Below are 19165 nucleotides of genomic sequence, written 5' to 3'. Positions count from 1 at the left end.
CGCGCTCAGGAAATGCGTGAAGCAGATGGGGAGTAGCGGATGTTCATCGATACGCGTACTGTTGAACAAAACACGGTCATTGAAACGACCGTCTGCATCATCGGCGGAGGCGTGGCGGGAATTACGCTCGCGCTCGAAATGTCGAGGGCGGGTATCGACGCCTGCATGCTCGAAAGCGGTGGTTTTGGTCCTGACGACGCAACCCGCGACCTCTATCGCGGCGAGAACATCGGGCTGCCCTACACGTTCGCGGACGGCTCGCGCAGCCGCTATTTCGGCGGCAGCAGCAACTGCTGGGGCGGCTGGTGCCGTCCGCTCGATCCCTGGGACTTCGAAAAGCGCGACTGGATTGCGCACAGCGGCTGGCCGTTCGGTCTCGACGAACTGGAGCCTTACTATGCGCGCACGCATGAACTTCTGAAGCTCGGTCCGCAGAATTTCGACCCTGCTTACTGGGAGCAGGAGATCGGGCGTCAGGACGTGCGCCGTCTGCCGCTCGCCACCGGCGACATGCGCGATACCGTCGCGCAGTTCAGCCCGCCGGTGCGCTTCGGCAAGGTGTATCGCGAGGAACTGTCGCGCTCGACACGGGTGCGCGTGTTCCTTCATGCGAACGTGCTCAATATCGACGCGGATGCGCAAGGCACGACGATTTCCAGAGTGAAGGTGGCCACCATCAGCGGCCGCGCGATGTCGGTGAGCGCGCGGATTTTCGTGCTGGCCACGGGCGGCATCGAAAACGCGCGCCTACTGCTTGCGTCGAACAACGTGCAGGCTGCGGGGCTCGGCAATGCCAACGATCTGGTCGGCCGCTACTTCATGGACCATCCGCGGATGATGTCGGGCAAGGTGCGCTTTCGTCCGGGCATCGCGCGCAACAAGCTGTACGACATCAAGTATCACTACCAGAATGTGGCGGTCTCCGCGCACGGCACGAAGATCTCGTCCCAGTTCGCGCCGAAGCAGGAGTGGATGGAACGCGAGAAGCTGCTCAATTCACGCGTGTGGCTCTATTCGAAATGGTACGGCGAAGGCAGTGCGGGTTCCGAGGCGTTGATCCGTTTCAAGGAAGCGCTGATGGGCAAGGACCAGCCCGGCCGCAGCGTGAAGCGCGACATCGAGACCATGATCGCGCACCCGCTGCACACCGTCGGTTTCGGTTTGACGCGGCTGTTGCAATGGCCCGCGCTGATCACCGACGTGACGCTGCAGGCCATCGTCGAAGCGGAGCCCAATCCGGATAGCCGCGTCACGTTGTCGGCCGACAAGCGCGACCACTTCGGCATGCCGCGCGTGCGGGTGGAGTGGCGACTGGGCGACCAGGTGCAGCGCACTTTCGATAAAACGTTCCAGTTGCTCGCGCAGGAATTGCAGATGGCGAACGTCGCCGACGTCACGCTCGATGCGCCGCTCGAAGGCCGGACGTGGCCGGTGAAGCTGGAAGGCACGTGGCACCACATGGGCACCACGCGCATGCACGATTCACCGCGCGAGGGCGTGGTCGATCGTGATTGCAAGGTGCACGGGATCAGCAATCTGTACATTGGCGGCAGCTCGGTGTTTCCGACTGTCGGCGCCAATTTTCCGACCATCACGATTGCCGCGTTGTCGCTGCGTCTCGCCGGTCATTTGATGCGACAGCTGGATGTGCCGGACGCCGTAGGCAGTACGCGAACCGAAGCCGCGAACAGTGCGACCATGTCGCTCCAGACGCCGCCTCAAGTCGAGACGTTGCCGATCGCAGCCTCGACTTTGACGCCGGTGATGAAAGAGCAGTGAGCGTTTGATGAAGACGAACGAAGATGGCGCGCACGAGGCGCGCCATCTTCGTTTTGAGTGTGAGGCCTTCAGGCCGTGGAATGCCGCCGGTGATCAGCGGCTTTGCTGGGTTGCTTCGCGCAGCGTGGTGAGGGTGTTGTCGTTTTCACGCACGTCGTCGTGGCCGCCCTTGGTCTCGAGCAGGGCAGTCAGCGCGCTGACCATGGTCTCGACACGGAAGCGCGCATTGAATGTGCGGGCCGCCTGTGCGCGCATCGCCTCGCGAGCCGTGTCGTCCAGTTCGAGCCAGCGCACGAGATTCTTTTCCGTCCCGTCGACGGTATCCGCGGCCACCAGCCCCGCGCCGTCCGCTTCGATTTCGCGCCACACGTTGACCTTGTCGGAGATCAGCGCCGGCAGTCCGCAGCCGAGCGCCTCCGCTACCGCCACGCCGAAATTTTCCTGATGCGACGGCAGAACGAACACGTCGCTCGCATGAAAAGCGCCCCACTTGAGTTCGCCTTGCAGCATGCCCGGCAGGCTCACGCGATGCGCGATGCCGGCCGCCTGCGCCTGGGTGCGCAGCGTCGAGGCCCAGCCGGTTTCGTCTGGACCGGCGATCACGAGATGCAGCGCCGGATCGCGGCTGGCAACGCGTGCGAAGGCCTCGATCAGCAGATCGCAACCTTTCTTCGCATGCACGCGGCCGAGGAACAGCACGATGCGTTTGCCGCGCAGGCTCGGTATGGATTTGAGGAAGGTTTCGCGCAGCGGTGCGGCTTCGAGTTGCGGCACCGTCGTGCCGAACGGCACGATCCGTTCATGCGCGCGGTACAGCCAGAACGACTGGCGCGCCCGCGTACGTTCTTCTTCGGTTGTGAAGATGACGGCGCGCGCGTCGCGCAACACGCGATATTCGGCCCACGGCCAGTACAGCCACTTCTTCAGATGCTTGAGCGGATAGGCCTCTTTGAACCACGGGTCCAGCATGCCGTGCACATACACGTAATACGGCACCTCGCTCTTGTGCAGCGCTTTCCATGCCGCGAAGCCGTGGTATTGCCACAAGCCGTGGACGATCACCGCGTCGAAGCGCTTCGCGTTGTCGGCAAGCCACGGCGCGAGGCGTTCGCTGAAGCTGTAGCGGCCATTGGTCGGGCCGAAGACGTGGAGCGGAAAGGGGAAGGCCGCAAGGTAGGCGTCGCTGGGGGCATCGCAAGTCGCCACTTCGATCTCGTGTCCGGCCTCCCGCATCGCCATGCCGCTGCGGCGGACGCCTTCAACGGGACCGCCGGCGCGTGGGTCGACGCTTGCAAGCAGGTGGAGAATTTTCATCGGGCGATATTCGGTCGGTTGGAGCGATGCCTGGGCGGCGTATGCGGGACGAGCGCACCGAACTGGCCGGCGTCGGACGAGGAGCCGGCCGTGCGCGACACGCCGAGCGTGGACGTGAGGTCCGCGCGGCCCATGCCCGGCTGGATCCGGCCGGGCAATTCCGGCATTGCTTCCGGGCGCACGTAAGGCGGCCTGCGGAAGCGCCGCGCGCGCGCCGGCAACGCGCGCTGCAAACGCGCGTGGGTGGCGATCATCAAGCCGAGCGCGACGCCGAATATGAGGCCAGAAAAACGCGGCCCAAGCGGATTGCCGCCGATCGACGTGGCCGGCAGCGCGGCAAACAGCATGATGGCGCGCCCGAGCACCGGCAGCATGGGTGCGTCGGGCACGACGGAGCGCCAGTAGCGATACGAGAAGAAGCAGATCGCCAGTGCGGCGAGCGTGGCCAACGGCATGCCGATGCCGAACAGCAGGCCGCCCGCGAAGAACTGATAGACCCAGAAATTGTGGCCCGCGGCCCATTCGTTGATCGCGTAAAAGTCCTTCTCGCTGATCTGGCCGGCGAGGTCAGGCAGATAGACCGGCGAGTAGCGATAGTAGTGGCCGTAACCTTCGCCGAACAACAAGGTCTCCGGCTGCGCGGTGACCTGATCGTACTGGTCGCGCATTTCCGCGAGACGCGTGATCGTGGTCGGATCCTTGCCGGAGCGGGTTTCCTCGGAGAAGAAAATGCGCTGCGTCCAGTGCTCGGCGACGGTCGGGAAAGTCAGGGCCGCGACGCCGGCCATGCCGGCGAGCACGGCGCCGATGATCATGGTGCGGCTCATTGCGCGCCAGATATGCCGGATCGACGGCGCGCTCAGTCCCATGGCGATCAGGAACAGCAGCACCGTGCCGACCATCACGCTGCGGGTCACGCTCAACAATTCGATGACGACGCTCAGCGCGAAGATCGACACGGTAAAGAGCGAAAAACGCTTTGCCACGATGAATTCGTGGAGCAATACGCCTTGCAAACCCAGCAGCGTCACGGAGAGGATACGGAAGCGCACGTCGTCGAGACCGCCGCCCGTCGCCATGCCGTAGACCATGGTGAACACGAGGCTGATGACGTTGGCGACGAACAGGGCTTTTTCGAACTGGGCGATGCGGAATTCGCTCCACGGGCGGCACGCCACGAGGTAACCCAGCATGAAGAGAGTGAACGGCAGCAGCGTTCGTAAATAGTTGCCGGTGTCGTTATCCTGAACCAGTTGGGCGACGATGCTGCCGAACACGCACAGGATCAAGCTCCAAGTGACGACCGAGCGCAGCCGCGAGCGCTCGTGAAAACGCGGCGCGATGAGAAGAAGGGCAATCCCTGCGGCGATCGCCGGCAGGACGAAGATGAACTGCGCGAAGTGACCCGTATTCGCGTCGGTCGCCTTATAGTCGAACGCAAGCGGCAGCAGAAAAAACCATATCCAGGGCGTTGCATACTGGTGGCGCATTACCGAGTTCCTCCCCGTCACCGTCGTTTCGCCGTCGGTCTACAGTGGACGGTCTCGCATCGGGTTATTTTGAAGGAATCTGCACGCCTGTTAGTGGGCTGGACCGCATTCGTCGACCATTGCCTGGGTTCTGGCGGTCGCGGAAAGCGTAAGCTCTGCAAGACGCGCGCACACTTGCGTATGTTGTCGGTCAATGCCTTGAAGTTGGCGCGCACGCACGCTTGCCGACACCGAAGATGCAAAAAGGGACATGGGCCCGCGAGAGACGACCGCAATCTTGCATGACCGCATTTGCATGGGACCGGAGCACAACATGAAGTTATTCGGCGGGGCGGGACCCACAAAAGCCGGACGGGCGATCGAACTCGACTTCGTCCGCGGCATCGCGATCATCATGGTGATGGGCTTTCACTTTCATGCTGTACATACCGGCAATTACCTCATCCAGATTATTGAGTACCCACTGAAGAGTTTCGGCCGTGAAGGCGTGAACCTGTTTTTCACGTTGAGCGGTTTTCTGGTGGGCGGTCTGCTGCTTCGACAGTACGCCGAAACAGGACAGGTCGATGCACGGCGCTTTATCATCCGCCGGATTTTCCGCATCTGGCCCGCGTATTACGTGCTGATCGTCTTCCATGTGCTGGCCGGCCGCCACCCGTGGAATACCTTCCTGTTCCAGAACCTGACCCACCTGCAAAACTATCTGGGCACGTCGATTACGCAGACGTGGAGTCTGGCGGTCGAAGAACACTTTTATCTGGTACTGCCGGCGCTTCTGCTGGTGTTTGCGCGTTGGCGTCTCGGCGCGTGGACGATCGTCAGCGTGCTTACCGGCATCTGCGCGGTGGTGCTCACGGCGCGTTGTTTCGCAGTGGCGGGCGGTAATCTCGATGGGGCGTTTGCTTACACGCAATACCGTATCGACAGCTTGCTGGTGGGCGTGATTCTTTCCGCGATCTACTGGATGAAACCCGGTGTCTACCATCAGCTCGCCAAGCGCAAGTGGCTGTTGATCTTCAGCGTCGTCCTGCTCTGCGCATGGCTCGCTTTCGCCACCAAGAACCTCGCACTGGATGAAAGCATCGGCTACACGATTCAAGCGCTTGGCTTTGCTGCGCTGATCGTGCTGGTGCTCGAATACTCCGGATCGCTGCGTAAATCGTGGATCTATCGCGGCGTGGCGTGGATCGGCCTCTATTCGTACGGTATTTACTTGTGGCATTCGCTCGCGCTCGCGCCGGGCGACATGCTGATTCGTAAAGCGACCGCGCTGGGTTTTGCGCCGAGCCTCATTTGGGTCGTCGCGCTTACGGCGCAGTTTGCGATCGCGATTGCGATCGGCTATGTGACCACGCGTGCTATCGAGTATCCGTTCCTGTTGATGCGCAATGCACTGTTCCCAGAAAAGCGCAGCAGTTCGGTGCGCGAGGAAGTGCCCGCTGCTGCTGCGGGTGGGCAGTTATCCTGAGCGTGCATGCATGCCGCTCTGCGTGGCGGTCCGGCGCACTGGCGTGTACTGACACTACGGTCGGTTTGGCACAAGGTAACGGGGAATCGGACCCACTCGCCACTGGAATTTCTGCGCGGTAATCGTGACCGGTGTGTCGACGCCTTGCCAGTCGCGCAGAATATATTTTCCAGGCGGCAGGCTGACTGATGCAACGCGCTGCTTGCCGTCGACCGTCCAGCCGACGATAACTGGATCATCGGTTCCGTATTGATACGCCTTGAGGTTCTCCTCGTCGACGAGCGCTCTTGCCCAGTTACGCTTGCCGAGCGTGCTGCTCAATACGGACGCCGCGACGAATGCGGGTTTGGGTGTCAGGTCGTGATGCAGCAAGCCAAAATTATGTTCGATGTTGTTGAGGTCGGTGCCGTCGTCGACAAAGTCATACCAGAACATGACGCGAACTGTGCCATAGCGTCGCGATAGCAAATAGCTGCGCACCAGATTGGCCGCCTGCGTGGCCTCATCCTGCCCCGGCTCTTTAGGATTCACAGGCCAGCCGAACTCGGTCACCCAAACTTGCAGAGGTCGGCCGTCTGCTTTCACACGGTCGGCAGTGAAGTTTTTCAGGTAGGGCCACACCGTCGGAATGCTCACGGAGTCGATTGGAGCGCCTTCGGTTTTGTAACCCCTTTCTGGCGTATTCGGCGACATATAGGGGTGTACGCTAAATCCGGTCTGATCGTTCAGTCCTCCTTCCTTGAGTAAACCGACAACACAGTCGCCGCCGGGGCCGCCGCCCGAGCCGCCACCGCCGCAGGAAATGACCGACGCATCGGCGTTGACATCCTTAACGGCGCCGAACGTTTCCCATAGTAGGGAAAGGTAGGCGGCGTAGCTGATCTTGTTGAAGTCCGGCTCATTCCACACCTCCCAATGTTTAACTATTCCGCCGTAGGGAGCAGTCACAGCATCGTCACCGTAGCGGGAGACCACCGCGTCGACGTAATCCGCGAAGCGCGCGCGAGCGTCGGCTGACAGCGGGAAATTCGACTTTGGGAAGAGTGTCGGATAGGCGCCCTCATTACCCTCGCCGAGAACGACTAACGGCGAAATGCCGAGCTGCTTACACAAGGCAAGATAGTCGTCGTAGCTCTTGGGAAATTTGAACACACCGGGTTTTTTCTCGATTGCCGCCCAATAGAGGTCATCCCGAATCCACGAGAATCCAGCCTGCTTGACGAGCGGCAACAGCACCGACGCTGGTGGTGTGACGTGTTGAGCGAAGTGCGTGCCGACCCCGAAGTCGGAAGGCCCTACCTCGTCGCGTTTCGTGACGACAGCCAGCGTGCTCGTTGTCTTGCCGAGCGTTTCCCCATGCGCCGATTCCACGGTTGCGTCGAGGCGGAATAGACCCGCACGCGGGATCGCCACGTCGATGTCGATCGCCTTACCACCCTGCATGCTGCCGATGGTTTTCTCGTACGAGGTGAGTGGAGTGGGCGCCGGCTTGCCGTCGCTGTCATAGGAATAAACGCCGACCGTTATTTTCGCCGCGCGCAGATGGTCCGGCGGCACGACTTTGAACTGGAGTGTCTTCTTTCCGTTTGTCAGCATGACTTGCGAGCCCGCCGGGTTGGCCAGTTGCAGCTTCACCTGCGCGTACGAGCCGCTTGAGAAAGCCAGCAACAGGAGAGCAGACAGCGTAGCGCGCCCGAATATGCGTGATCTGAATAGGCTGCGGCGGCGATGAATCGTCGGCATCGGATCAATCCTCGTTGAATCGCTTATGAAAATGGCTCAGTCGGTTCGATGAGCAAGAGGCAGGTGGTCTGCAGGCACCTGAAGGCAACGCGGAACTCCGCGTTCTTTAGCGGCAAGCAGAACCAAAATACGGTGCGCCGGACCACTCGTCAGTACGAAATCGAACTTTCAGAGCATTCGCCGCCGCGCTTGCGTTCGAGTATGTAGCGTCACGCCGGCGCACAGGCACTCCGCGCGACAGACAGGCGCACTCGCATTTTGTTGATTGCCCATGGCTACGGGCATCCAAAGGGGCGCTCGACATTTCGTATGGAGAATAAATTAAATGAGTTATGAAAACTAAACTCGTTCAAGCCAATGACGTAATCGACTTCAAGAAGTGCGCGCGTAAAGAGTTTCTATGGCGAACATGCGGTCGGCCCTCTAACGATTTAAGGGTCGGCTTTTTTTTGGTGTCGTTAGTTTTTACCCTTATTCATCGGACAAAATAGAAGAAGGGGTTGCTATTTGTATGAATAAATCCTCGCGATATTTGATCTTTTATCGGGGACGGGTTGTCCGGAGACAAAGCGAGAACTCGCTTGGAGCCGGGCTGAAGCACAAAAATTAAGTGCTGAAAACCCCTAATTAATAGGTAAATAATTGTTTTACTGCTGCGCGGACACAACAGTTCGTATGTGCGGCGGCGCACATATGTTCTCTTTTTAGATACGCGTAATGCGGATATTTGCTTCTTCGCATAAGTCTGGAGATAGTTCGCCTTATCGCTGCGCTTTTACATCCAGTTACAACATACGAAAAGGGCGGGCACATATACTGCGAACCCCAACCGAACTGCGTAAGTTGTACTCATGACCTTACCTACCCGACCGAAAAATCAGCAACATCTTCCACTTTCCGTCCCTTCTTTGGTTCCTGCTGAATCAGTACCTCGAAGGAAGTTCCTCGCCGGTCTCGTCGCAGGTGCCGGGTCGATTGCACTTTCCGCATGCGGCGGCGGTGGCAGCGGCGACTCACCCGCGGCGGTAGCCAATGACGCAAGTGTGGCCAACAAGGCCGGCTCAAGCGGTTTCACCGTGACGACCCCTGCGGCCAACGCGACTATCTCCGGTACCATCACAGTGACCGGCACAGCCGGCACCAACTGGCGCAACGTGGCCGTTTACGACCACGCGACCGTCGCCAAGATCGGCGCCGACACGACGCCGAGCAGCGGCAAATTTTCCATCCAGGTTGATACGACTAAATTGACCGTGGGCTCGCATCAGATCGATGTGGTCGCATTTTCCGTTGCGGCGGGACAGGCGGGCGGCACCAAGACCACGCAGACCATCACGGTCAACGTCACCCGGGCGACTTCCCCTTCGACTTCGGGCTCGCTGTTCTACGGCATGAATGGCCACCTTGCGTGGCCCGACGGTATCTACCACACCATGTCGGCAGCTGCCCAACTGGCGTTGCTCAAGGATCTCGGCGTTACGACCTATCGCGTCGACGTAGCAGACGCAGGCATGGCTCAGACGGTCGCCAACGCATTGACCGGTGCGTTTGCCGGCAGCGGCGTGTCCATCATGCCCTGTATTAATGTCTGGTCGACGGCGTATAACCAGAACGGTTCCGAATCGGCCGCATACACGTTGGGCTACAACCTGGGATCGTCCATCGCCAAGCCGCTGAAGGGCCTCGTCAAGTACATCGAGTGCGGTAACGAGCTCGACTCGAACGGCCTGATTACGAACGGTGATGGTAGCAACACGAACAACTATAGTCCCGCGATCTGGCCGGCATTCCGCGGCGTGATTCGCGGCATGATCGACGGCGTGAAGGCGATCGACCCGACGATCCAATGCGGCGTCAACGTTGGTGTCCCGCTTGCTTATCGCGCCTTGCAGATGCTGTGGAGCGGCATCACGCCCAATGGCTCGGCTAACGGCGTTTCAGGCGCAGCGCAGGTTCGCTGGGACTACACGACTTACCACTGGTACCAGAGTTCAGGCGATATCATTTGTGGCTGGCGAAACAACGCTTGCCTGAATGTACTGCAAGTTCTGAAAGACTCCTTTAACCTGCCGATCTGGTTGACGGAATGGGGCTGGCAGGGCAACCAGGTCACCCCGGCGCAACAGGCTAGCTATGTAACCAAGGCGCTGACGGAGTATCGATCGCTCAAGGATCAATACAACATTCAATCCGTCCAGATGTACTGCCTGATCGATCCGGACTTCGGCCTCATACAGGCAGACGGCGTCACAAAGAATCCGTCTTATGCGGCCTTCAAGAATTTCGTTGCCGCCAATCCGGTCTAACCCGATCCGTCGCGCCGGCGTCCCGGCGCAGCAAGCCTTCTACCTCCGCAGCCCGCGCTTTCTATAAGCCGCGGGCTGTTTCTTTTGGTCCGTCCCTCTGTGTGGCGCGATTTTTAAGTCGTGTGCGTTACAGCACAGACGATGTCGCTGCGGCGCCGCAATCTGTCAGGCGAGACCGGACCGCTCCACCCCTGCCACCAACGACCCCTTGATCCTCACGCAAGCGTGACGGATCCCCTGATCCAATCTGATGCGCCTGTCGAACTGCGAGGCGCGTTCGGGAAGAGGATTTCCCGGCCAGTGGTTCACTCTGGTTCTAACAAACAAGGAGTTCGTCGTATGAATTCGAGTGTTTCCCGTACTGCGCCGGTTGGGCTACGGAACAACGTCGATGCGTTTTCCGCCGGCGAACTAGCACGCCTGATCGTGGACAACGTGTGGTTGATCGTCGGCATTGTCGCGGTGGTCACGGGACTGGCCGCGCTATATGCATTCGCAGCAACCCCCGTCTATTCCGCGGATGCGTTGGTCAAAGTTGATTTCCCTCAGCCCAATGCGCTCGGTCAAGCGTCGAAGACGCCGGAGCAGGTCGTTCCGCCCACGTTGCCTACCGAGGCGGAGATTCAGATCATCCAAAGCCGGAGCGTGATTGCGCCGGTGATCAAGAAATTCAAGCAGGACACCTCAATCACGCCGAACCGCATCCCAGTTATCGGAGCGATCACCAGCCAATTTGCCACGCCGGGTGAGCCAATGCCGGCGCCCATCGGTTTGGGCTCCTTTGCATGGGGCGGAGAGGAAGCGTCGGTCGGTTCGCTGACTGTTCCGGCCTGGCTCGAAGACGAATCACTGACGTTGACCGCTCTCGCTGGCGGTCACTACCGTCTCACCGATCCGAAAGGGCGGACCTTGCTCACGGGCGCACCCGGCGTACCCTCCCAGGCCAACGGCGTGGCGCTGACGATGGATCGGCTCGTCGCGCGCCCCGGAACCGAATTCACGCTCGTGCGCTTTAGCGACGTCAAGGCAATCGAACGTTTCCAGCATCAGTTGAAAGTCAGCGAGTCGGGTAAGGACACCGGCGTCGTGCAGATCATCTATGAAAACACCGATCCGGAACTGGCTCGCGCAATTGCCAACGGCATCGCCCAGGGCTATATCGCTTCTCATATAGCGCAGCACCGCACCGAGGCCCTCACGACCCGTGACTTTATCGTTGGAGAACTGCCGAAGCTTCACGCCAACCTGACGCAAGCGGAGGCCGAACTGAGCCAGTACAGAACCGCGTCGAGCTCGATGCAGGCGGGTACCGAAGCCGCGTCCTACCTCCAGGGCAGCATTGAGTTCGACCGTCAGATCGCGATGCTCAAGGTGCAAAAAGCGGCGCTGGAAAGTCACTTTGCAGCAAACTCGCGTGACGTGCAGACCGTCAATAGCCAACTCGAACTTCTGCAGAATGCCAAGAGCGCGTTCGAAGCGCGCTTTGACCAGTTGCCCGCGTCCGAGCGCCGGTCGGCCGACCTCACACGCAACGTCAAGGTCGCCGAAGATATCTATGTTGCTATGGTCAACAAATCCAACGAACTGGCGGTGACGCAGGCTGGGACGCTTGGGAACGTACACATCATCGACACCGCGCTGTTGCCCGTGGACCCTGTGAAACCCAAGCGCCCGCTGGTGATCGGCGTGGGCGCCGCCGGCGGTCTGATCGCGGCGTTCCTGTACGTCTTTGTGCGGCGCCTATGGTCGTCGGCGCTCGAGAACTCGCTGGCGGCCGAGCGCCATCTGAACCTGCCTGTCTTTGGTCACGTGTTGTTCAGTGACGAGCAGGCCCGGCTGGACCGTGCGCAGAGTCTGAACTTGCAGCCGGCGAAGAAAGGCCTTTCGGGGAGAGCACAGCAAACAGGGGCCGAAAGGATAACCGGATCGCCGCCCAGATTGGCCTATAGCGGCTCTGCTCCGCAAGATCCCGTGTTGGCCGGCGGCCGCTTCCTGCTCGCCACCGACGGGTACGATGACATGCCGCTTGAAGCTTTGCGGGGCATACGCGCGTCGTTGCAACGGCAGATTCAGGACGCGCCGAATAACGTGCTTGTCGTGACAGGCGCGACGCCCGGCACGGGAAAGAGTTTTATCTCTTCGAATCTGGCCGTCCTCAGCGCGGAGGCCGGAAAACGGGTATTGCTGATCGACGGCGACATGCGCCGCGGCCAACTGGCCGCCATCATGAAGCAGACCGGTGCGGGTGGCCTCGCCGAAGTTCTGGCTGGCCAGGTCGACGTCAATCACGTGATTCGAAACACAGGTGTTCATGGACTTTCGTTTATCGCTGCAGGGCGGTACCCGTCCAATCCGTCCCGGCTGCTCTCGACTCCCCGCATGCAACAACTACTCGACCGTCTTGGCGAATTGTATGACGTGATCATCGTTGATACACCGCCGGTGCTCGCGGTGAGCGATGCAAACCTGATCGCCTCTCTCGGCGGATCGACGGTGCTCGTAGTACGTCCGAGCGCCCAGAGCGAACGGGAACTCGAGGACACCGCGCAAAGTCTTGATCGCGCCGGCGCGCGTCTGATCGGCATGATATTCAACGCGATGCCGCGACGGCGCAGCGAGAAACGCAGCTACGGCTATGCAGCGGCCTATGCCGCGGCGAGTGCTCCGCCACCGCAACAGCATGGCGCATCGTGATCGCCGCCGGCTGTCGCGCGTTCCTGCATTGAGAAAACAATGTACTCCAGACTAGTATCCGTGCTGTTCTACATGTTTTTTACCTGCGTGATTCTCAATCCGCAGGTGAACGGGATCACCCTTTATTTCTATCTCGTGATCCCGTTCCTCGATCTGGATTTTTCCCGCTTCCTCGCCGGTACGGCGCGTCGCTGGGCCGGCCCATTGCTGATCGCGGTTATGGCAAGCGCGTTGACCTCTCCCTCCGCGGCGGTGCGGGTCCTGTCGATCGGCATCTGCATCGGCTATCTGATGTACACGACAGAGCGCCGCATCAGCTACCTTCATCCGTGGATGGTCATCAATATCCTGTTCGCAACCGTGCAATTCGCGATGTACTACGTCGATCGTGATTTCTCGCTCCTGCTCGGGCCAACGAATCTGTCGAAACTGATTTGGGGCGACTACGCGACGATGACCAACACGAACTTCTACGAGGTGTTCTACTTCACTCGGGTCTCGGGATTTTCGCGCGAAGCGGGGTTTTTCTCGTCGTTGCTGGTGGCGTCTCTTATCCTGCATCTCTTCAGCGATTCACCCAATAAAAAACTCATTGCTCTCTATCTTTTCGGCCTTTTCATCAGCTTCTCGAAGTCGTCGATGGTGCTTTTCCTTTTCGCTGCGCTGTATCCCTTCCGTTACAGATTGCGCTCGCTCCATCCAGTGGTGGTCATGGTTGGCTACTATGCGGTGATTTCAGCGATCTCGGTGTACCTTGCGTCCAACAATTTCTTCGGCTCGGACACCTTTGCCCACCGGTTGGCCGGCTATGCGTTCGTGTTCGATGCGCGGCTGGAGGATCTCGTCAAGGGCATCAGCGCACCCGACATGATGGCGCACTACAAGTACCTTCCCTATATCCGTTTGATCCAGGACGACATGGCGCTCGGTGCGCTGTTTGGTGGTCTTCCCGGCACGATAGCGGAACTGGGGATCTTCAGCGCATTGGTCGTTTTCGCTGTCATTGCATTTACCGCGAGCGACGGCTTCGTCATGATGATATTTCTGTTTATCAGCGCCACCGTCAGCGTCACTACCGTCACCTCTTTTATTCCGCTCGCCTATCTGATTTGCTACTGGCCTCGATTCGCGGCATACAGCGCGTACCGTTTGGAGCCTTCGCGTCAATTCCAGCCACTTCCGCGGTACTTCAAGACATGAGTTCGCCGTGTCAGTGACGAAACCGACGCCACATGTGACGAGGCGGTCCATCGCAATGATGGACGCCTCGTGTTTTATTGAAGAACCTGCCGTGCAATCAAGCCATCTGCTGCAGCAAGGTCTGCTTGAATTGCCCGAGCGTATGCCGTGACAGCAGGTCTTCACGCGCGGACGGCGTGGCTTGAGGCGCATGCGGCCACGAGGTCATGGTCTCGGTGATCGCGCGGCCGATCGACGCGGAACTCAGGTCGCTCAGAATCGGCCCCAGCTCGCAACGCCGGCTGAACCAGCCGATCAAACCGTCTTCCGTCGCGATTACGGGCTTGCCGAAACGGTACGCCTGCACCAGCACGCCGCTCATGCCGTAGTGCCCCTTATAGCCGAGCCAGACGGCGTCGCACGCGGAGAACAGATCGCGTTCCATATCGTTGGAAATGAAGGCGTCGAGCACCAGCGGCGCGGGCTTGAGGCTGCGCACATGATTGCGCATGAAATGACGCGTGCCCGCATCCTGCTCGCCGGCAACGATCAGCGTGGGCGCATGCTCGAGACGCGTCAGCGCATGCACCAGTTCGTAGATGCCCTTGCGTTCCGTGATCGCGCCGTACACCAGCAGATAGCGCTGCTCGGGATCGAGTCCCAGACGCTGGCGGGCCAGTACGGGGTTTTCCGCGTGTTCATCGGGAAAAGGGTCGGCCACGTAGGCAATGGCCGCGCTGTGCTTCGATGCACTGCGCGCTGACCATTCCGGCAAGGTGGGATCGATCGTCAGCAGCGTGCGCAGGCCGGTGGTCCGAATCGCGCGCTTGAAGAGCAGCGCCTTGATCGCATTGACGACCGGACGATCGGGCGCCTTGATGCCGACCTTGTGATGATGGAACGTCGAGCGCATCGTGATGCCGATCCAAGGCGTCTTGCCGAACGGCGAGCCGAGAAACGGCAGAGAATAGAAGAAATAATCGACATAGGGCACGACCACGAGGCGGATCGACTGCATCCGGCTGATGATCGTGTGCACGCGCTTGAAATAGCGGTGGAAGCGCCAGTATTCGTTGGGATCGCGCATGAGGCCGCGGGGTTGCTCCTCGGGATCGACAAACGCGATCTGCTGGTCCGGGCGGTTCGCGGCGGTGATCTGTCTCGGGAGCCGGTGGTCTTCGTTCGCGCACTCGGTCACGAGCATGCACGGATAGCCGGCTTCAGCGCAGGCCTGCATGGTCCACTCGACATATCGCCAGCGGTGACCGGTGAGATTCGGTTCCACAATCAGGACGTAGTCTCGTTCCATCGCTTCGGTAGCCATTTGCGTTGCAAAAAAAAGTACCCGTGCGCCCGTTCCCGCATGGCGCTAGCTGAGCAACGTTAGCACCGCCGGAATCCGTGTAACCACTAATTTGTCCGGCTTTGTGGTTCAGCGTACTAGGGGGTGTCGGCTTAGGCCGAACCGGCCTAGCTGATGGCGGTTGTAGGCGATTCTCTCGCGGTATGGTCGTGCATAGAGTTCGATGAAAAAACCTCGCCAGCTTGCTGGTGCAACCTAACAAATTATGCGCCGGCGGCGTCCGCAGAGCGATGCTTGAAATCGCTCTGCGCGGCCGATTCAACGGCGCTCCGATTCGACGGAGAAATAGCTTGCGGGCGATCAGGCTTCCGGCGTTCTCGGTGGCGGGCAGCTTCGGCGCGAGTGCGGCGACGTGGGTCCTGCTACAGCAGTTCGCCGTGCGTGGACTTGTAGCGATCAAATTTCTTGCGATTGGCCGGATGCTAGGGCCGGCGGCGATCGGCAGCGTGAGCGTGGCTCTGCTCGCGGTGGCGATTGCCGAGGCGCTGTCCGATACCGGCCTCGCGCAAGCGGTCATTCAAGGCGAACATCCGCCGTCGCGCTCGCAGCTCGGCGCGGTGTGGACGACATTGACGGCGCGAGGTGTGCTCATTTCGCTGCTGCTGGTCGCGCTCGCCCCATTGCTGAGCAGCCAGTTCCATCTGGACGGCTCGCTGATCCTGATCCAACTCGCGGCGCTGCTGCCGTTGCTGCGCGGTCTGGCGTCGCCCGCTTATTACGTGGTGCAGCGCGAACGGCGCTTCCAGCATATCGCCGGTGTGGAGGTGGCGGCGTCATTCGTCGACTGCACGGTGGGGCTCGCGCTCGCGTATTTCGGCGCCGGCGCGTCTTCGGTGCTGATCGGCCTCGTGGCCGGCGAGAGCCTGAAAAGCACGCTGACCTGGGCGACCATGAAACCGCGTCCGCCGATCCGCGCGGTGTGGTCGGGCATCGGCCACTATGTCGGTTTCAGCCGCTGGATCTGGGCCAGCAGCGTGATCAATCTACTGCTCAATCAGTTCGACAAGGTGGTGGTCGGCAAACTGCTCGGGCCGGCGCAACTGGGCAGCTATCAGATGTCGTCGCGGCTCGCGCAGATGCTGCTCGCCGACGCCGCGATCGCCATGTCGCAATACCTCTTTCCGACCTTCGCGGCGCATCATCGCCGCAGTCCGGAGTCGGCGTCGCGCATCATCAAGATCTATCTGCTGGTGATCGCGATCGGGCTCGCGGCTTTCGTCGCAGTGCTGCGGCTGATCGCCGAGCCGCTCTTCTCGCTGATTCTCGGCGCGGCATGGCTGCCGGCAGTGCCGCTCTTCAGGATCCTGGTGATCAATATGGCAATCGGCGCTTTGATCGCAGTGCTCGTGGCCTATCTGCGCGCGGTGGGCGACGCGAAGGCGACCGTGCATGCGTCGGCGATCCAGGTCGTGGTGCTGGTGTTGAGCGCGCCTCCCGCCGTGCATTATTGGGGCGTGACGGGCATTGCCTGGTCCATGACGCTCGGCCTTGGCTGCGCCGCCGCGTGGATGCTGTTCAGGACGTTGATGGCAAGGACACCATGATGCGTGTCTTTCACCTGGTTCTTGCGCCGCGTCTGTCGGGAGCTGAAGTCCTGGCCAAGGACCTCGCGCTCGATCAGTGTGCCGAGGGCATGGCGGTGTGCGTGGCTTCGCTGTTGCCGGCGCATGCCGATTTCGCGCCCTTGCAGAACGACCTCGAAAGCCACGGCGTGCAGTGCTTCTTTCCAGAGCGGCGGCATCGTGCGTTCATCAAGTTGTGCCATCTGTTCGGCGCCGTGCGGCGTTTTCATCCGGATGTGATCTTTGCGCACGCGACCATTCCGTCGTTTTACGCGCGCGCATTGCCGTTGCGCGTGCCGGTGGTCTACGTCATGCATTCGGCGACCAACGACTTCGAGCGCCCTCTGTTCAGGCGCGTCGAGCATGTCCTGTCGGGACGCGCCCGGATGGTGATCGGCGTGTCGGAGCAGGGGGTGACGGACTATGTGCAGGCCATCGGGCCGCATCCGTCGATGACCGTCGTGCCGAACGGCGTGGACATCGCGCGCTTCGCGTTCACCGACGGCGTGGAGCGCGACGGCCGCACGCCGCAGGTGGTGCAGATCGGCCGGTACGCGGCGGTCAAAAATCAACTGCTGACGGTGCGGGCTTTCAACGAAGTCCTCAAGCACGAGAAAGACGCACGGCTCGTGTTGTACGGCGTGATCGAAGACCCCGACTATCACCGCGCGGTCGTCGCGTTGGCGAAGACGCTGGGCATCGCGGAGCGCGTCGCGGTGGCAGGTCCGCGCACGGATGTCGCGACCGTGCTGTCGGAGTCGAACGTGTTCGTCATGCCGTCGCAATCCGAGGCGCACAGTGTGGCTTTTCTCGAAGCGCTGGCTTCCGGCGTGCCGATCGTGGCGAGCAAGATTCCGGCCTTCGCTTTCGCGAGCGGATTTCCCGGCGTCCAATTGGTCGATACCGGCAATGTGCAGTGCTATGCCGAGGCGGTGATCGTTGCGCTAGGGCAGGCGCGGGCGGAACGCTCGCTGGCCGGCTTGACGCTCAGGGATACCGCTGACCGCTATCGCGCGATCGCGCGTCAGGTGAGTCTGGCCGTGCCGGCCCGCTAGGGCGCAGCGCGCACGTGTTCCTGTTCCATTCCTGCATGACTGATCGAAGCGGCCTCTTGTGTCAATGATGGATGGCCACGTCGCGTGTGTCGGGCGGCGGCTCGGGTGCGGGTTCCGCGGGCGGCGGCATCTGCAGTTCGGTTTCGCGCTGTGCAAGCGTCACGAGACGCTGTGCTTCCTTGCTGCTCGAATCGATCTGCAGTGCCGTGCCGGCATTGTGCGAGACGCACGTCCATCGAGCGATATATCCGCAGCCTCGCGCAAGGCTCAGTAGCGCGTCGCGCTGCTGTTCGCGTTGGCTCACTGTCGAGCGCAAGTTCAACGCGTCGCGATTATCCGGCTGCGCGGCGATGGCTGCTGCGAGGCGCCCTCGGGTCGCCGAAAGATTGTTCTGCTGCAGATTGGCACGGGCAGCTCTGAGATGCCGCGACACATCCGCGCGCGGTTGATCCGGCGGGTTGCCTGACTGGCCGCCCGGATTTCGCTTCGTCTCGGGTCCAACGGATGCGACTCGGCGCGAAAGCGGTGGCGTCGCGGCCGGTGGCGGAACCGGCGGCGAACGCACGGGCACGGACCGCGCGGCGGCGACGGTGGCCGCGGGCTTTGGTGCGACGACAGTGGGCGCGGCCGCGGGCTTCTGCGCGATGACGGTGGCGGGCTTCTGGGAGGCGACGGCTGCAGGCTTCTGGGCGACGATGGTCGTGGATTTCTGTGGGGTGGCAGGCGCGGACCGCTGCGCGACAGCGGCCGTGGGCTTCTGCGGAATGACGACGAGCGGCGGGACGTTTTGCGTGCGCACCTTGCCGGAAACCGCGATAGGCGTGCCGACATCCGAGTCGTTGCTATGGATGAACCCCAGATACACCGCGGACGTCACCACCAGCACCGATGCGCCCAGCACGAGGGGCTGGCGCAGTCGCTGATAGGCGGACACCGCGACCACGGGCTCCTCGATGAACTCGTAGGGATTGACCAGCGCGCGCGAGGACGGGTTCCAGATCCTGCGTGTCGGCAGACGGCTGTCGACGAGCGGCTGAGAATCGTCCAATGGATCCTTCAGCGGGACTTTGAGCGAGGGAGGCGGCGCCGAACGCGCGCCGAACGAATCGACCGGTCGCCGATGGCACAAAGGACAGGGCGTGAAGCGACCGGCTAGCGGGACACCGCAGTGCCCGCATCTGAGGGGATCGTGCTGATCGGAAGTAAAGTCGC

At 61.1% G+C, this 19165-nt stretch carries 12 protein-coding genes; 7 read left to right on the top strand and 5 right to left on the bottom strand.

Annotated elements, in window-relative coordinates; all coding sequences use genetic code 11:
* Window positions 1–39 precede the first annotated feature (39 nt).
* Window positions 40–1779 carry an FAD-dependent oxidoreductase gene (locus P0D96_RS22875; protein WP_132375923.1) on the top strand — a complete coding sequence of 580 codons (1740 nt, stop codon included), beginning with the start codon at window positions 40–42 and terminating at the stop codon, window positions 1777–1779.
* Window positions 1780–1872: 93 nt separating this feature from the next.
* On the opposite strand, the gene P0D96_RS22870 is transcribed toward P0D96_RS22875, so the two are convergent.
* Both P0D96_RS22870 and P0D96_RS22865 read right to left on the bottom strand, forming a co-directional pair.
* A complete protein-coding gene (locus P0D96_RS22870; protein ID WP_408315421.1) occupies window positions 1873–3093 on the bottom strand; it encodes a glycosyltransferase in 1221 nt (406 codons plus the stop codon).
* Window positions 3090–4583 carry an O-antigen ligase family protein gene (locus P0D96_RS22865; RefSeq protein WP_408178809.1) on the bottom strand — a complete coding sequence of 498 codons (1494 nt, stop codon included), beginning with the start codon at window positions 4581–4583 and terminating at the stop codon, window positions 3090–3092. The genes P0D96_RS22870 and P0D96_RS22865 overlap by 4 nt, the downstream gene beginning before the upstream one ends.
* A 313-nt stretch (window positions 4584–4896) precedes the next feature.
* Here P0D96_RS22865 and P0D96_RS22860 point away from each other — a divergent pair, with 313 nt between their 5' ends.
* Window positions 4897–6051, top strand: coding sequence for an acyltransferase family protein (locus P0D96_RS22860; RefSeq protein ID WP_408178808.1), 1155 nt, complete (start codon window positions 4897–4899; stop codon window positions 6049–6051).
* 54 nt (window positions 6052–6105) lie between these two features.
* On the opposite strand, the gene P0D96_RS22855 is transcribed toward P0D96_RS22860, so the two are convergent.
* On the bottom strand, window positions 6106–7794 hold the full coding sequence (locus P0D96_RS22855) for a glycoside hydrolase 5 family protein (protein WP_408315419.1): 1689 nt from the start codon (window positions 7792–7794) through the stop codon (window positions 6106–6108).
* Between the two features lie 851 nt (window positions 7795–8645).
* On the opposite strand from P0D96_RS22855, the gene P0D96_RS22850 reads away from it, so the two are divergent.
* The 3 genes from P0D96_RS22850 (at window position 8646) to P0D96_RS22840 (ending at window position 13994) form a co-directional block, all read left to right on the top strand.
* Window positions 8646–10100 (top strand): glycosyl hydrolase, encoded by a 1455-nt coding sequence (locus P0D96_RS22850; protein WP_408178806.1) that lies wholly within the window; start codon window positions 8646–8648, stop codon window positions 10098–10100.
* A 339-nt stretch (window positions 10101–10439) separates the two neighbouring features.
* The gene (locus P0D96_RS22845; protein WP_408315417.1) at window positions 10440–12794 is read left to right on the top strand and encodes a polysaccharide biosynthesis tyrosine autokinase; all 2355 of its coding nucleotides are present in this window, start codon (window positions 10440–10442) and stop codon (window positions 12792–12794) included.
* 39 nt (window positions 12795–12833) lie between these two features.
* Window positions 12834–13994, top strand: a complete 1161-nt coding sequence (locus P0D96_RS22840) for a hypothetical protein (protein WP_408315415.1) — start codon at window positions 12834–12836, stop codon at window positions 13992–13994.
* A gap of 97 nt (window positions 13995–14091) precedes the next feature.
* Here P0D96_RS22840 and P0D96_RS22835 read toward each other — a convergent pair whose 3' ends face one another.
* On the bottom strand, window positions 14092–15297 hold the full coding sequence (locus P0D96_RS22835; protein ID WP_408315414.1) for a glycosyltransferase: 1206 nt from the start codon (window positions 15295–15297) through the stop codon (window positions 14092–14094).
* Between the two features lie 329 nt (window positions 15298–15626).
* Here P0D96_RS22835 and P0D96_RS22830 point away from each other — a divergent pair, with 329 nt between their 5' ends.
* Together P0D96_RS22830 and P0D96_RS22825 are read left to right on the top strand one after the other, a co-directional pair.
* Window positions 15627–16880: an oligosaccharide flippase family protein gene (locus P0D96_RS22830; RefSeq protein ID WP_408315413.1), complete on the top strand. Its 1254-nt coding sequence runs from the start codon at window positions 15627–15629 to the stop codon at window positions 16878–16880.
* Window positions 16880–17953, top strand: coding sequence for a glycosyltransferase (locus tag P0D96_RS22825; protein ID WP_132375913.1), 1074 nt, complete (start codon window positions 16880–16882; stop codon window positions 17951–17953). Before P0D96_RS22830 ends, P0D96_RS22825 begins: the two co-directional genes overlap by 1 nt.
* A gap of 61 nt (window positions 17954–18014) precedes the next feature.
* On the opposite strand, the gene P0D96_RS22820 is transcribed toward P0D96_RS22825, so the two are convergent.
* Window positions 18015–19001, bottom strand: coding sequence for a hypothetical protein (locus P0D96_RS22820; RefSeq protein WP_408315412.1), 987 nt, complete (start codon window positions 18999–19001; stop codon window positions 18015–18017).
* Between the last annotated feature and the right edge of the window lie 164 nt (window positions 19002–19165).

It is taken from the genome of Paraburkholderia sp. RL17-347-BIC-D (assembly GCF_046027915.1).
GTDB lineage: Bacteria > Pseudomonadota > Gammaproteobacteria > Burkholderiales > Burkholderiaceae > Paraburkholderia.
The sequence above is the reverse complement of the archived record's forward strand: the minus strand, read 5'-3'. Positions and strand labels throughout refer to the sequence as shown.